Annotated in this window: 13 protein-coding genes; all 13 read right to left on the minus strand. The window is 71.4% G+C overall.

The genetic code is table 11. The features are described from left to right. Positions 1-13 precede the first annotated feature (13 nt). Positions 14-562: a DinB family protein gene (locus QNO09_RS00350; protein ID WP_283967957.1), complete on the minus strand. Its 549-nt coding sequence runs from the start codon at positions 560-562 to the stop codon at positions 14-16. 150 nt (positions 563-712) lie between these two features. Further along, complete coding sequence (locus QNO09_RS00355) at positions 713-2,998, minus strand: ATP-binding cassette domain-containing protein (protein ID WP_283967958.1); 2,286 nt, start codon at positions 2,996-2,998, stop codon at positions 713-715. A 53-nt stretch (positions 2,999-3,051) separates the two neighbouring features. After that, positions 3,052-3,534 (minus strand): glutathione peroxidase, encoded by a 483-nt coding sequence (locus QNO09_RS00360; RefSeq protein WP_283967959.1) that lies wholly within the window; start codon positions 3,532-3,534, stop codon positions 3,052-3,054. A 160-nt stretch (positions 3,535-3,694) separates the two neighbouring features. After that, positions 3,695-4,525: an ABC transporter permease gene (locus QNO09_RS00365; protein WP_283967960.1), complete on the minus strand. Its 831-nt coding sequence runs from the start codon at positions 4,523-4,525 to the stop codon at positions 3,695-3,697. Beyond that, positions 4,522-5,511: an ATP-binding cassette domain-containing protein gene (locus QNO09_RS00370; protein ID WP_283967961.1), complete on the minus strand. Its 990-nt coding sequence runs from the start codon at positions 5,509-5,511 to the stop codon at positions 4,522-4,524. The genes QNO09_RS00365 and QNO09_RS00370 overlap by 4 nt, the downstream gene beginning before the upstream one ends. A 74-nt stretch (positions 5,512-5,585) precedes the next feature. Then, positions 5,586-6,569 carry a dTDP-glucose 4,6-dehydratase gene (gene rfbB / locus QNO09_RS00375; RefSeq protein WP_283967962.1) on the minus strand — a complete coding sequence of 328 codons (984 nt, stop codon included), beginning with the start codon at positions 6,567-6,569 and terminating at the stop codon, positions 5,586-5,588. A 21-nt stretch (positions 6,570-6,590) separates the two neighbouring features. After that, positions 6,591-7,871 carry an activator-dependent family glycosyltransferase gene (locus QNO09_RS00380; RefSeq protein ID WP_283967963.1) on the minus strand — a complete coding sequence of 427 codons (1,281 nt, stop codon included), beginning with the start codon at positions 7,869-7,871 and terminating at the stop codon, positions 6,591-6,593. A 34-nt stretch (positions 7,872-7,905) separates the two neighbouring features. After that, a complete protein-coding gene (locus QNO09_RS00385; protein WP_283967964.1) occupies positions 7,906-9,156 on the minus strand; it encodes a cytochrome P450 family protein in 1,251 nt (416 codons plus the stop codon). 146 nt (positions 9,157-9,302) lie between these two features. After that, a complete protein-coding gene (locus tag QNO09_RS00390; protein WP_283967965.1) occupies positions 9,303-10,355 on the minus strand; it encodes an acyltransferase domain-containing protein in 1,053 nt (350 codons plus the stop codon). Continuing rightward, positions 10,352-11,386: a ketoacyl-ACP synthase III family protein gene (locus QNO09_RS00395; protein WP_283967966.1), complete on the minus strand. Its 1,035-nt coding sequence runs from the start codon at positions 11,384-11,386 to the stop codon at positions 10,352-10,354. The genes QNO09_RS00390 and QNO09_RS00395 overlap by 4 nt, the downstream gene beginning before the upstream one ends. After that, positions 11,383-12,627 carry a ketosynthase chain-length factor gene (locus tag QNO09_RS00400; protein WP_283967967.1) on the minus strand — a complete coding sequence of 415 codons (1,245 nt, stop codon included), beginning with the start codon at positions 12,625-12,627 and terminating at the stop codon, positions 11,383-11,385. The genes QNO09_RS00395 and QNO09_RS00400 overlap by 4 nt, the downstream gene beginning before the upstream one ends. Then, the gene (locus tag QNO09_RS00405; protein WP_283967968.1) at positions 12,624-13,892 is read right to left on the minus strand and encodes a beta-ketoacyl-[acyl-carrier-protein] synthase family protein; all 1,269 of its coding nucleotides are present in this window, start codon (positions 13,890-13,892) and stop codon (positions 12,624-12,626) included. The genes QNO09_RS00400 and QNO09_RS00405 overlap by 4 nt, the downstream gene beginning before the upstream one ends. Next, positions 13,889-14,224: an antibiotic biosynthesis monooxygenase family protein gene (locus tag QNO09_RS00410; protein WP_030545954.1), complete on the minus strand. Its 336-nt coding sequence runs from the start codon at positions 14,222-14,224 to the stop codon at positions 13,889-13,891. Before QNO09_RS00410 ends, QNO09_RS00405 begins: the two co-directional genes overlap by 4 nt. Positions 14,225-14,271 lie beyond the last annotated feature (47 nt).

The following is a 14,271-nucleotide window of genomic DNA, read 5'->3' on the forward strand; positions in this document are numbered from 1 at the left end:
AGAACCGGGGAGGTCAGCCCCAGCTGCCACCCTGTTCTTTCGCCACCAGTTCGAAGGCGGTCGCACCGTCCAGGGACTCGCGGACGATGTCGGCGTGGCCCGCGTGCCGGGCCGTCTCGCGGATCAGGTGCAGACACAGCCAGCGCATCGAGAGCTGCTCGTCCTTCGGGTTCCAGGGCGTCTTCGGCAACAGGAAGGTGTCGTCGAGGCTGGGCACCGAGCGGATGAACGCCTCCGTGTCGGCGGCCACCTTCTCGTAGTACGCCAGGCACGAGTCCACCGTCTCGTCGCCGACCAGCCGGAAGCACTCGTGCCAGTTCGACTCGTCCCGGTGGACGGCCGGCGGCTCGCCCTTGGCGCGTGCGATCCAGCCCTGCTCGACCTCGGCGACGTGCTTGAGCAGCCCGGCGAGCGACAGCTCACTGGCGCTCGGAGTGCTCACGGCCTGCTCGTCCGTCAGCCCGAGCAGGGACCGGCGGATGCCGCCGCGCTGCTCGGCGAGGAAGGAGAGCAGTGCTCCGCGCTCGTCGCCGTGTGCCTCCGCGGGAACGTGCTTGACCATGACCGCCGCCTTTCGCCCACTCGGACCCCGCGTCGGGGGCCCTGCTGTCTGACACCGACCACGCTACGGACCCTTGCGGTCAGCTTCTGTCCGCAAGGGCCCGCGGTGTCTGCGCGACGGGTCTGTGGCGACGACCCGGGCGGGACTCCTCTACCGGTCGAGGTACAGACTCAGGTGCTGACCGGTGTGCGAGTGGACCGCCCGTGCCAGTTCGGCCGGGGTCCCCGTGAAGACGATCTCGCCGCCGGTGTTGCCGCCCTCGGGCCCGAGGTCGATGACCCAGTCGGCCTGGGAGATCACGGCCAGGTCGTGCTCGATGACGATGACGGTGTTGCCCCGGTCGACGATCCGGTTCAGCAGGCCGACGAGGTTGTCGATGTCGGACAGGTGGAGGCCGGTGGTCGGCTCGTCGAGGATGTAGACCGTCCCCGAGCCGGAGAGCCGGTCCGCGAGCTTGAGCCGCTGCCGTTCACCGCCGGACAGGGTGGCCAGCGACTGGCCGAGTCCGAGGTAGCCGATGCCGGTCTCGATCAGGGCGTTGGCCTTGGCGCGCAGCGGCCCCGAGAGGAAGAAGTCCCCCGCCTCCTCGGCGGACATCGCCAGGACGTCCGCGATGTTCTTGCCGCGCACCCGGTGCTGCAGCACCGACTCCTTGAAACGGCGGCCCTCGCAGACCTCGCAGTGCGTGGTGACCGGGTCCATGTAGGCGACCTCGGTGATGAGCAGGCCGCGGCCCTCGCACTCCTCGCACGCGCCCTTGGAGTTGAAGCTGAAGAGGCTGGCGTCCTCGCCGCTGGCCTTGGCGAAGAGCTTGCGGATCGGGTCCATGAGCTTGAGGTAGCTCGCCGGGGTGGACCGCGAGGACCGCGGGATGGGCGACTGGTCGACGAAGACGGACCCCGGGTACTGGGCGCGGAAGGCCTGGGCGATCAGGGAGCTCTTGCCCGCGCCGGCCACGCCGGTGACGGCCGTGAGGACCCCGGTCGGAATCTCGGTGGAGACGTCCTTCAGGTTGTTCACCGTCGCGTTCCGGATCGGGAGGGTCCGGCCCCACGGACGGGGTGTCTCCTTGATCCCGCCGGTGCGCCGCAGCCCCTGTCCGGTCAGCGTGTCGGTGACGCGGAGCTCCTCGTAGGCACCCTCGAAGACGATGGTCCCGCCGTGCACGCCGGCCCGCGGCCCGATCTCCACGACGTGGTCGGCGACCGCCATGACGTCGGGATCGTGCTCCACGACGAGGACCGTGTTGCCCTTGTCGCGCAGTGCGCGCAGCAGGTCGTTGAGCCGGCTGACGTCCCGGGGGTGCAGGCCGACGCTGGGCTCGTCGAAGATGTAGGTCAGGCCGGTCAGTTCGCTGCCGAGGTGGTTGACGAGCTTGAGCCGCTGGCCCTCGCCGCCCGAGAGCGTGGAGGTGGCCCGGTCGAGGGTGAGGTAGCCGAGGCCGATGGCCTGGATCTGCTCCAGGGTCTCGATGATGGTGGTGACGAGCGGCGTGTCGAGCCGCTCCCGGAGCGCGGAGACCACCCCGATGAGGTCGCTGACCTGCATCTGGCACCAGTCGGCGATGTTGTGGCCGTCGATACGGGTGGCGAGCGCCTTCTGGTTGAGCCGGGCGCCCTCGCACGTGGGGCAGACGCCCTCGGTGAAGAACTCGGCCGCCTTGTCGCGGGCGGCCTTGCTCATGCCGCCCGTGTCCCGCTTGAGGTGGCGGCGGACAAAACTGTCCACCAGGCCCTCGTAGCGCAGGGCCAGCACGTTGCCGTTGGGATAGGTCACCTCGACCGTGCCGCTGCTGCCGTGCAGCAGGGTGTGCATCTCCTCGTCCGTGTAGTCGGCGAGCTTCTTGTCGACGTCGAGGCGCTCGTAGTTGGCGTAGAACTGCCAGTTCGCGCTGCCGACGGTGTAACCGGGGAGGAGGATGGCGCCCTCGGCGATCGACTTGCCGAGGTCGGTCATGAGTTCCGGATTGGGGCGCCGGGCGCGGCCGAGGCCCTCGCACTCCGGGCACATGCCCTTGGGGTCGTTGAAGGAGTAGAGCCAGGTCTGGCCGAGGCCGTCGTTGCCGTGGTTGGCGAACAGCACACGCATCACGGTGTAGACGTCGGTGACGGTGCCGACGGTGGAACGGGCGTTGCCGCCCAGGGGCCGCTGGTCGACGACCACCGGGGTGGTCAGCCTGGTGACCGCGTCCACGTGCGGGCGTTCGAACTTGGGCAGGTCGTGCCGGATGTTCCAGGGGAAGGTGGCATTGAGCTGCCGCTGGGCCTCCACGGCGACGGTGTCGAAGACCAGGGAGGACTTTCCGGAGCCGGAGACGCCGACGAAGACTGTGATCCGGTTCTTGGGGATGACGAGGGAGACGTCCTTCAGGTTGTTCTCTCGGGCACCGACGACCTGAATGCCCTCGTCGGTTGCGGTAACCGGCGTCTGGTTCACAAATCATCCTCTCTGCATCGTGTGAGTCGTCGAGGAGCTGAGACTCGACGGGCTCAGTGCAACTGCGCGCGTACGGCGCGCAGGAGTTCGGGGTCCTGGGGGTCGACCGTGGGGCCGAAGCGCCCCACGCATGCGCCGGCGGACGAGACGAGGAACTTCTCGAAGTTCCAGCGCACGTCCCCGGTGTGGCCCTCCGCGTCGGCGAAGGAGGTCAGGGCTGCGTAGAGCGGGTGCCGGTCCGCTCCGTTGACGTCGGTCTTCTCGGTGAGCGGGAACGAGATCTGCTGGACGGAGCAGAAGTCGGCGATCTCCTCCGGGGTGCCCGGCTCCTGCTCGCCGAACTGGTTGCAGGGCACTCCGATGACGCTCAGCCCGTCCTCGCGGTGACGGCGGGCGAGCGTCTCCAGTCCGGCGTACTGGTCGGCCAGGGCGCAGCGGGAGGCGACGTTGACGATGAGCAGGGTCCGGCCGCGGTGCCGGGACAACAGATCGGCCCGGCCGTTCAGTTCCGCGATGTCGATGTCGAAGAGGGTCATGCGGTGCACGCTAGGTTCGGCCGCTCCGGACGTGGTCGACATCGCTTCGCGGGAACCTCGCGCACCGCTCGACGAAACGCCCGCCGGGTGGCGGGCGGGCTGGGGGGTGTGAGCCGGCCCGGGGGATGTAGCCGGCTCACACCCCGGCACGGGGCCGTCCCTACCGGCTCAGGGCGCGGTACTTGCGGACGGCCAGCGGGAAGAACACCAGGAAGATCGCGAGCGGCCAGACGAACGACATGAGCATCGCGTGTTCGGCGATCCACGAGGTGCCCCCCACACCCGGGTTGCCGAACAACTCACGGGTGGCGTGGGCGGTCGACGACAGCGGGTTCCACTCGGCGATCGTCGCCAGCCAGCCCGGCATCATCTCCGGGGAGGCGAAGGTGTTGGCGACGATGCCGAGCGGGAAGAGCAGGGTGTAGACGGCGGAGGCCGCCTCCGGGGTGCTGATGATCAGCCCGAGGTAGATGCCGACCCACAGCAGGGCGAACCGGAGCAGCAGCAGCAGCGCGAAGGCGCCCAGCGCCTGCCCGATCCCGTCGTTCCAGCCCCACCCGGCGATGACCCCGCAGCCCATGAGGATCATCAGGACCACGGTGCTGTACAGCATGTTGACGATGCTCTGCCCGATGACCACCGATGCGGCGGACATGGGCATGGAGCGGAACCGGTCGGTGACGCCCTTGGAGGCGTCGGCGGTGACGCCGGCCATGGTCTCGCCGATACCGAAGGCCATCGACATGACGAACATGCCGGGCATCAGGAACTCCATGTAGTCCCCGCCGCCCTCGACCTGCATGCCGCTGCCGAAGATGCCGCCGAACAACAGCACCATCAGGATCGGGAAAGCGAGGCCGGCCAGGATCTGGGTGGGGTTGCGGGCCCAGTGGGACAGTCCGCGGAGGGTGAGCGTCCAGGAGTCCGCGAGGACCCAGCCCAGTTTGGCCAGTGGGTTCCTGGGCAGTTCGGGCGCGATGATCGCGGTCATGACTGGGCGACCTCCTTGAGGCTCGGCTCGGCGGACGTGGCCGCCCCGTTTCCGGTCAGGTTCAGGAACACCTCGTCGAGTGTCGGCCTGCGCAGGGCGATGTCCTCGGCCTCGATGCCGGCGTCGTCGAGCTCGCGGGTCACGGCGGTGAGGGCGGCGACCCGGTTGGCGACGACGGCGCTGACGCGCCGGTTGTCGGCGTCCGTCTCGGGCTCGGAGCGCAACAGGGCGCCGATCATGCGGGCGGCGCGCTCGATGTCGTGGGACCGGCGGAGCACGACATCGATCCGGTCGCCGCCCATCTTGTTCTTGAGCTGGTCGGGAGTGCCGGACTCGACGACCCTGCCGTTGTCGATCAGGGCGATCCGGTCGGCCAGTTGGTCGGCCTCCTCGAGGTACTGGGTGGTCAGCAGGACGGTGCGGCCCTCGGCGATCAGGCCGCGGACGGATTCCCAGACGTCGTTGCGGCCCCGCGGGTCGAGCCCGGTGGTGGGCTCGTCGAGGAACAGCACGGACGGGGCCAGGATGAGGCTGGCGGCGAGGTCGAGCCGCCGCCGCATGCCGCCGGAGTACTGCTTGGCCGGCTTGCCGGCGGCGTCGGCCAGGCCGAAGCGCTCCAGCAGCTCGTCGGCCCGGCTCTGCGCGTTGCGCTTGCCGATGTGGTATAAGCGCCCGAACATCACGAGGTTCTGACGCCCGCTCAGGTCCTCGTCCACCGCGGCGTGCTGACCGAGGAGCCCGATGCTGTAGCGGACCTGGGCCGACTGGGTGGCGACGTCGTAGCCGGCGACCCGGGCCATTCCCTCGTCGTACTTCAGCAGGGTGGAGAGGATGCGGACCGCGGTGGTCTTTCCGGCGCCGTTCGGGCCGAGAAGCCCGTAGACGACCCCTCGGGGTACCTCCAGGTCGAGTCCCGCGAGGGCCTCCTTGTCGCCGTATTTCTTCTTCAGAGCTTCGGTCTGGATCGCCAGGTCGGCGCCGCCCATGCCCACCCCTTCTTTCGGGTGCTCAAATTTGGGTACCCGGCGAGCATAGTGAGGGCGGGCCGGATATTCAAGTTTTAGTACCCCCCGTCGGCGTCCTCCCCCCGGGCGTCCCAGTGGTCACGGTGGGCGGCGTACCACTCGACGGTCTCGCGCAGCCCGTCCGCCAGCGACCAGCGCGGCTCGTACCCCAGTTCGCGGCGGATCTTCGTGTCGTCCACGGCGTACCGGAAGTCGTGTCCCTTGCGGTCCTCGACCCGCTGCACGAGGTCCCAGCCGCGACCGCACAGCGCGAGGAGGCGGCCGGTCATCTCCTTGTTGGTCAGGTGGGTGCCGCCGCCGATGTTGTAGACCTCCCCCGGCCGGCCCCCGTCCAGCACCAGTCGCACCGCACGGCAGTGGTCGTCGACGTGCAGCCACTCCCGCAGGTTCGAGCCGTCCCCGTACAGCGGGACCGGCCGTCCGTCGAGGAGCCGGGTGACGAACAGCGGGACCAGCTTCTCGGGGTGCTGGCCGGGGCCGTAGTTGTTGGCGCACCGGGTGATGCGCACGTCGAGACCGTGGGTGCGCCAGTACGACCGGGCGATCAGGTCGGCCGCCGCCTTCGACGCCGCGTACGGCGAGTTGGGGAGCAGCGGCTCGTCCTCCGTCCAGCGCCCCTCGGCGATGGAGCCGTACGTCTCGTCCGTGGAGATGTGGACGAAAACGCCCGTCCCGTGCCGCAGCGCCGCTTCGAGCAGGGCCTGCGTGCCGAGCACGTTCGTGCGGACGAAGGCCTCGGCCCCCGCCACCGAACGGTCCACATGCGACTCGGCGGCGAAGTGCACCACCGCGTCGTGGCCCGGGAACACCTTGTCCAGCAGTGTGGTGTCGCAGATGTCGCCGTGCACGAAGTTCAGCCGCGGGTGGTGCGGGGGCAGGTTGTTCAGCGTTCCCGCGTAGGTGAGCTTGTCCACGACGGTCACCCGGTCCCCCTCGTGGCCGGGGTATCCGCCGCCGAGCAGTGTTCTGACGAAGTGCGAGCCGATGAAGCCGGCCGCGCCGGTCACCAGGATGTTCACGCTTCTCCCGTCCTCGTCACGTCAGCGCGCCGCGGCCGGCGATCGGTGACGTGCCGTCAGCTTCTCCAGAGTGGGCACCACTTCGTTGGGACTCGGCGCCGACAGCATGGCCAGACGCAACCGCCGCGCCCCCTCCGTGAACGAGGGGTCGTCGAGCACCCGCATGAGCTTGTCGCGCAGGATGTCGACGGTCAGACCCTCGGAGTGCAGGTGCAGCCCCGCGCCCAGCTCCTCCACCCGCTGGGCCCGGTAGATCGCGTCCCACATCCAGCCGAGCGCCACCTGCGGCACCCCGTGCGCGGCGGCGGTCGCCCAGGTGCCCGCACCGCCGTGGTGCACGATCGCCGAGCAGGTGGGCAACAGGGCCAGCAGAGCCACGTGGTCCACCACCCGGGTGTTGTCCGGCACCCGCGACACATGGGCGAGTTCCTTCTCGCTCAGCGTCGCCACCACCTCGACGTCCAGGTCGGCCAGCGAGGCGAAGACGTCGTTGACGTCGACGGCGTTGGGGAACTCCGTGTCCCGGATGGTGAGCCCGAGGGTGAGGCAGACACGGCGGCGCTCCGGCGGCCGGCGCAGCCAGTCCGGTACGACGGCCGGGCCGGGCCCGTTGTACGGCACGTAGCGCGTGGGCACCGTCGGCAGACCGAGCTCCATCCGCACACCGGGGGGCATCTGGTCGACCGACCACTGTCCCGTGATCACGTCGGGATCGAACGTCGCGCCGTGCCGGTCGAGGGTGTACGCCAGCCATTCCTCCAACGGGTCGTCGCGAAGTTCCCCGGGCAGTTCCGCCTGACGGCGGCGCAGCGTCAGATAGGTGTGGGCGAAGAGGTCGGGGAACGCCAGCAGCCGGGCGTGGGCGGCTCCCGTCGCCTTGGCGGCGACGGCCCCGGCGAAGGTGAAGGGTTCCCAGAGCACCAGGTCCGGCTGCCAGAACCGGGCGTAGTCGACGAGCGCGTCGATCATCGTGTCGTTGTTGATCTGCGCGTAGAAGGTCGCCGTCAGTATCGCGTTCGACGCCCGCAGGTAGTCGAGGCTCAGCCGCTCCGGACGGTTCTCGAGGTAGTCGCGGTCCATGTGGTGCATGAGCATCCCGGGACCGACGGTGGGGATGACGGCGTCCATCCGGTGGTTCTCGCCCACCGGAACGGCCGTCAGACCGGCCCGGGTGATGCTCTCGACCGCGGCCGGCTGGCTGGCCACCCGGACCTCGTGCCCGGCGGTCCGCAGTGCCCAGGCGAGCGGGACGATGCCGTTGAGATGGGCGTCCTGTGCGAAGGCTGTCAGCAGTACACGCACCGAGGTGCTCCTCCCCTGGTGATGGTCGGTCCGGTCATGCGACCGGGAAGCGCAGGACACCGCGCAGCACCGCCGAGCGCATGCGGTGCAACACCTCGGCGCCCGTGCGCAGGCCGGGCCGGAGCTCGGCGAGAACGCGGACCGCTGCTTCCGTCTGGACCCGGACCAGCGCCTCGGTGACCGGCGCCGCGGGACCGCCGAGGAGAGTGAGTGAACGGTCACCGTCGGCACGGTCGGGGACGAAGGCGTCCGGGTCGGCGAAGGACTCCGGGTCGCGGTTGGCCGCGTCGACAAGCACCACCACGCGCCGGCCCTCTTCGACGGTCTTGCCGTCGAGCTCGATCCGCTCGCGCGCGATACGGCTCTCGAACCTGAGCGGCGGAGCCAGGCGCAGGGCCTCCCGGACCGCGGCCCCGGCCAGTTCCGGGTTCTGCCCGATCCGCTCCCACTGCCCGGGGTGGTCCAGGAGGACCTGCACCGCGTTGCACACGGCGGTGGCGGTGACCTCGACGCCCACCACCACGGCGAGCGCCCCGATCGCGACCGCGTCCTGCGGCGAGGCGCCGGAGAGAGCGGCGAGGCCGGTGGCGCGGCCGGCGTCGACCAGGCCGGTCAGCTCGGCGGACAGGTCCGTCACGGCTGTGAGCAGCGCCCGGGCGGTCGCCAGCTGCTGCGGGCAGTGCCCGGCGTCCAGGGCGGTGGCAAGGCCGGCGTGCAGGTCGGCGAGGCGCTCGCGGGTTTCCACGGGCAGGCCGAGCACGTCGGCCACCGCACGCAGGGCGGCGGGGACGGCGAAGTCCCGGTACAGGTCGAACCGTTCGCCCCTCGCGGCCAGCGTCTCGCGGTAGACCGCCTCGATCTCCGGCAGCCGGGCCTCGAGCGCCTCGGCCGACAGCAGCGGAGCCGCCGCCTCGGCCAGCTTCCGGTATGCGGCCGGGTCGAGGTTGAGGTGGGCGTCGTCCAGGGGGACGACGTGGCACAGCAGCGGGTTCTCCCAGACGTCGACGCCCGGGTGGTGCTGGGGCCCCTCCTCGGCATGGCGCGGGGAGAACCGCGCATCGCCGAGGATGCGAGCACCGAGTTCGCGGCCGGCCGTGACCCACGCGCCGATGCTGCTCTCGTGCAGGCCGAGTTCACGGGCACGCGCCCCGTGGCCGAGCGGCTCGTCGTCACCGGCGCGAAGGATCATGGCGAAGGGGTCGCCCTGGGCGCCGAAGATGAACTGGACGCCTCGGATGGTCAGCAGATGCCGACCCAACTCGCTGTTGGTCTGCTCAGTCAGCATGACACCGTCCTCGAGAGAAGAATCCTGACAGGTGAGGAGAGGTCCGCCGGTTCGGACGAGAGGTCCGCGGATCCGACGGACGGAAGAAGGGGCGGAGCGCCAGGGGCGACGCTAGGCCGCGTGCCTACAAAGGCACTCGACACGCGCTACACCGCCCGTGCGGCCGGTAGTGGAGCGAGCTGCCGCAATGCCTCGGCGGCGGCGCGCACGGCGGCCACGTCGTCCTCGGCCGTTCCCGGCCGGGCGGGCAGCAGCGGGACGATGGCCGAGCCGCCGGACCGCACGGCCGGGTGGCGGCGGGCCAGCTGGGACAGCCCCTGTCCCGGACCGGCCTCGACGAGCACCAGGTCACCCTGCGCGAGGAGCGCGTCAAGGGCGGGCCAGAAGAGCACCGGCGCGACCGGCTGACGGGACCAGAAGGCCGGGTCCTTCGCCTCGGCGGGCGTCAGGAACCGTGCTGTGTACCCGGACATGACCGGGATGCGGGGCTCACCGACGGGGAGGGTGGCGATCCGCTCTTCGGCGCCGCTCATGGCCGGGGCCAGGGCCGGACTGTGGAACGCCGTGGCCGCCGGTACGCGCTGGAGCACGAACCCGGCTCCGGCCAGTGCCGCCGTGACGGTGCCCAGCGGGTCGTCGAGTCCGGCGAGGACCGTCTGGCGTGCCGCGTTGACGGCACCGACGACCACGCCGTCCGTGAGGAAGGGCTCCACCTCCTCCGGGCCGGCGGCGACGGCGACCATCCCGCCGGGCGGCGCGTCCGCCAGCCGCGAGACGCGGTCGTGCACCATGGCCGCGGCGTCCCGCAGCGTGAAGACGCCGGAGAGGACCGCGGCCGCCACCTCGCCGATGCTGTGGCCGAGCAGAGCGACGGGCCTCACGCCCCAGCTGAGCACGAGCCGCCCGAGGGCGTAGTCCACCGCGAACAGCAGCGGCTGGGACCGGGTGACGTGGTCCATCACCGCGGGGTCGTCGGTCCCCAGCCAGTCCTCGCGCAGGCCGGTGCCGGCCTCGCCCGGCCCGCCGAGGTCCGTCAGCGCGGTCAGCGCCTCGTCCATCGCCCCGGCGAAGACGGGCTCGGCGGCTACGAGTCCCGCGGCCATGCGCAGGTGCTGGGATCCCTGGCCGGGCAGCAGCAGGGCGACCGGGCGGGCCGCGGCCTCGTCCTTCCCGTCCGCGGTCGGACGCACGCCGTTCATCGGTTCCTCCAGGAAGGTGCTTTCAGGATCTCGACCACGGCGCAGGACCAGCTGAAGCCGGCGCCGACGCCGAAGAGCAGGCACGTGTCACCTGGTCCGAGCGACCCGCTGGTGACCAGGTGGTCGAGTCCGGCGAAGGGGTCTCCGGCGCCCAGGTGCCCGATCGTCCGGCTCCAGGACCAGGTGCTGCGTGCGGGGTCGATCCCGAACTTGGCGAAGTAGGCGACGTGGAGCCTGCGGTGGCCCAGGTGCGGCAGGACGAACCGGTCGATGTCCGCGAGGCCGAGCCCCGCGTCGGCGAGCGCCTGCTTGACGACGGCCTCCTGCGCGGCGGCGACCCGGGCGACGGTCGGGGTCACGCCGTGGCGGGCCAGGAAGTCCCGCTTGTGCGCCTCGAGATCGACGACCTCGCGGTGGCTGAACGGGGCGGGCCCGAACGGGTCGTCGCCGCGGTGCATGCCCTCCAGGTCGGGCGCGGAGACGGTCGCGATGCTGCGGACCCGGGCGAAACCGGAGTGCCGTGAGACCACGAGGGCGGTGCCGCCGTCGCCGTAGACGGTTCCCGGGTCACTGCGCCATCGGTCGAACCCGGGCAGGCAGAACCGGTCCCCGGTGGTCAGCAGGGCCGCCACCCTGGCCGGGTCGGCGGCCAGGTAGGCCCAGGCCAGGTCGAGTGCCGCCATGCCGCCGTTGGAGACCTGCCGGATCTCCATCGCGGGGCACTGGTTGCCGACGGCGGTGCGCTGGACGTACGAGGCGGGAGCCCACAGGTCGAAGCCCTGGTAGTAGAAGCTGGCGTGCAGCACCAGGTCGATGTCGCCCGGTTCGGTGGCGGCCCGCTCCAGTGCGGTCCGGGCGGCCCGGGCCGCCATCTCGGGGGCCGGGTCGTCCGCGGAGACGGTCACCGACTCCATCCGGGTGGAGCGGGCGACGACCACGTCGCAGCGGCCGTCCGCGACCGCGTCCGCGACCTGCTCGACGGGAGGCAGCCACGTCCCGGTCGCTCTGATGTACAGCTCGCCGCCGTTCACGCCGCCGCCCTCCCCCCGGACCGGGCAGCGACCGCGTCGGCGGGCGCGGGGGCCCGTACGACCATGGCGCTGTTGAAGCCGTGGTGGCCGCGGGCCAGGACCAGTGCCGCGGTGCCGGAGACGGGCCGGGGCCTGCCGACGACGAGGTCGAGACCGTAGGTGTCGGGAACCCGCGTGACGTTGACCGTCGGCGGGGCGAGCTGTTCGCGCAGGGTCATCAGGGCGGTGACCACGTCGAGCGGACCGGCACCGGAGTAGAGCCGGCCGGTGGCCGTCTTGGGCACGGTGACCGGGACTCCTCCCGCGCCGAAGACCTCGGTCAGCGCGGTGGCCTCGGCCGCGTCGAGTTCGGGCACGCCCGCACCGTCGGCGAAGACGACGGCGATCTCCTCCGGCCCCGTTCCGGCGTCGGCGAGCGCCTGCTCGACGGCCCGGCGCAGAGCCGGGGGCCGCCCGGATCCGGGGCGGGGGTCGAAGGTGGCGCCGAACCCGGCGATCTCGCCGTAGTGACCGCGTCCCCGCTCACGGGCCCGATCGCCGCTCTCCAGGGTCAGGAGAGCGCCGCCCTCGCCGGGCAGATGACCGGAGGCCCGGTCGTCGAAGGGCCGGTAGGTGTCGGCGGTGAGCCGTCCACCGGCCAGCTGGGCGGCCATGCCGTACGGGCACAGCGAGCAGTCCATACCGCCGGAGATCATCAGCTGCGCACCGGCCCGGATCTGGCGTCGGGCGTGGGCGAGGGCGTCCAGACCGCCGGCCTGCTCACCGACGAAGACGCCGGTCGGCCCGTTCATGCCGTGCCGGATGGAGATCTGGCCGGTGTTGACGGCGTAGAACCAGGCGAACGACATGTAGGCGCTGACCTTCTTGGGGGACTCGCCCCACAGGTGCTGGAGCTCGCGCTGGCCGAAGCCGAAGCCTCCGGAGGCGCCGGCCGTGATGACCCCGCGATCCAGTGACGGCACGGAGTCGAGGTCGATGCCGGCGTCGGCGACGGCCCAGTCGGCCGCGGCCAGGGCGAACTGGGTCATGCGGTCGGTCTGCGGGATCAGCCGGCCGGGCAGGTGGTCACCCGCCTCGAACCCGGTCACCTCACCCGCCCGGCGCGTCGGATAACGGCTGGGGTCGAACGCCTGGAGGCGTCGGATGCCGTCCTCGCCGCGCAGCGTCGCCGCCCAGTAGGCGTCCAGTCCGATACCGGTGGGGGCGACGACACCGATGCCCGTGACCACGACGGGGGTCATGCGGCCCACCCCTCGGGCCGGCGCAGCACCATGGCGCTCTGGAAGCCGCCGAAACCGCTGCCCAGGGTGAGCGCGGCCGACATGTGCTGCTCCCTGGCGTGCAGGGGAACGTAGTCCAGGTCGAGCTCGGGGTCGGGGTCGGTCAGGTTGGCGGTGGGCGGGATGACGCCGTGTTCGAGGGCCAGCGCGGTGGCGGCGATCTCGATGGAGCCGATGGCGCCCAGCGAGTGCCCGATCATCGACTTGATGGAGCTGACCGGGACCCGGTGGGCATCGGCTCCGAGACTGCGTTTGATGGCCGCGGTCTCGTGCACGTCGTTCTGCTTGGTGGCGGTGCCGTGGGCGTTGACGTAGCCGAGCGCGTCGGGCCCGAGCCGGGCCTCGTCGAGGGCGGCGTCGACGGCGGCGGCCAGCTCGCGCCCGTCGGTGCGCAGTCCGGTCATGTGGTACGCGTTGCCCCGGGAGGCGTAGCCGGCGATCTCGGCGTACACATGGGCCCCCCGGCGCCGGGCTGCTCCGAGCTCCTCGAGGACCAGGACGGCGGCACCCTCGCCGAGGACGAAGCCGTTGCGGGTGCGGTCGAAGGGACGCAGCGCGGTCGCCGGGTCGTCGTTGCGCGGCGAGGTGGCCCGGATGGCGTCGAAGCAGGCCACGGTGATCGGGGAAATGGGGGCGTCGGTGGCTCCGGCGATCATCACGTCGGCGGTGCCCTCGCGGATGAGGGCCGCCGCGTGCCCGACCGAGTCGAGGCCGGAGGTGCAGCCGGCCGAGACGACGGTGCAGGGGCCTTCGGCGCCGGCCTCCCAGGCGAGTTCGGCGGCCATGGAGCTCGGGACGAAATGGTCGTACAGGTGCACGCCGGCGGCGGTGTGGTCGACCAGCCACTCCCGTCCGCCGTCGCTCAGGGCCACGTACTCCTCTTCGAGCTTCTGGGTACAGCCGACCGCGCTGCCGAGACTGACACCGGTGCGGTGGGCGGTGTCGGGATCGGGTTCGAGACCGCTGTCGGCGACGGCCTCGCGCAGCGCGACCAGGGCGAACTGTGCCGCCCGGTCGAGCCGTCCGACGTCCTCGGGGCTCAGACCGTGCTCCGCGGCGTCGAAGTCGCACTCGGCCGCGATCCGGGAGCGGAAGGGCGCCGGGTCGAAGAGGCTGATGGTCCGGGTCGCGGTACGGCCGCCGGTGATGGTCTCCCAGAACTGCTTGGTGCCGATGCCGCCGGGGGCCACCACTCCGATGCCGGTGATCGCGACCCGCCGGGTCATCGTGCCTCCCCGGTGGCGCTGTGGCGCTCGAGGTACAGATTCGAGCTGCTGCTGCTGATCGCCCGCAGCGCCTCGGCGTGCGGCCGGAAGTCGGCCTGGCCCACGGCGGCGCGGAAGGAGCCGACGTCGGCCCAGCGGGCGATGTTGACGTAGGCCTGCGGCTGTTCCAGATGGCGTACGAGGCTGTAGCCGAGGAAACCTGGCTGGCGCTCCATGAAGCGTGCCGTGCGGGCGAAGACGTCCTCGAACTCCTCCGGGGTGGTGCGGAGGGTGAAGCTGTTGACGAAGGTGGCCGGGCCGCCGGAGGCGGGGCCGGGCTGCTCAGCTGACATGGGATCGGTGCTCCTCATCGTCCGGGCGTCCGGCGACGCGTACGCCG

It is taken from the genome of Streptomyces sp. 378 (assembly GCF_030124145.1).
In the GTDB taxonomy this organism is placed as follows: domain Bacteria; phylum Actinomycetota; class Actinomycetes; order Streptomycetales; family Streptomycetaceae; genus Streptomyces.

Bases quoted from the DNA above. Each gene is read 5' to 3' on its own strand.
- QNO09_RS00405 (WP_283967968.1), bottom strand. From the start codon at position 13,892: ATGACCCGGCGGGTCGCGATCACCGGCATCGGAGTGGTGGCCCCCGGC.
- QNO09_RS00400 (WP_283967967.1), bottom strand. From the start codon at position 12,627: ATGACCCCCGTCGTGGTCACGGGCATCGGTGTCGTCGCCCCCACCGGT.
- QNO09_RS00370 (WP_283967961.1), bottom strand. From the start codon at position 5,511: ATGGGCGGCGCCGACCTGGCGATCCAGACCGAAGCTCTGAAGAAGAAA.
- QNO09_RS00410 (WP_030545954.1), bottom strand. From the start codon at position 14,224: ATGTCAGCTGAGCAGCCCGGCCCCGCCTCCGGCGGCCCGGCCACCTTC.
- QNO09_RS00350 (WP_283967957.1), bottom strand. From the start codon at position 562: ATGGTCAAGCACGTTCCCGCGGAGGCACACGGCGACGAGCGCGGAGCA.
- QNO09_RS00360 (WP_283967959.1), bottom strand. From the start codon at position 3,534: ATGACCCTCTTCGACATCGACATCGCGGAACTGAACGGCCGGGCCGAT.
- QNO09_RS00365 (WP_283967960.1), bottom strand. From the start codon at position 4,525: ATGACCGCGATCATCGCGCCCGAACTGCCCAGGAACCCACTGGCCAAA.
- QNO09_RS00385 (WP_283967964.1), bottom strand. From the start codon at position 9,156: ATGCTGACTGAGCAGACCAACAGCGAGTTGGGTCGGCATCTGCTGACC.
- QNO09_RS00390 (WP_283967965.1), bottom strand. From the start codon at position 10,355: ATGAACGGCGTGCGTCCGACCGCGGACGGGAAGGACGAGGCCGCGGCC.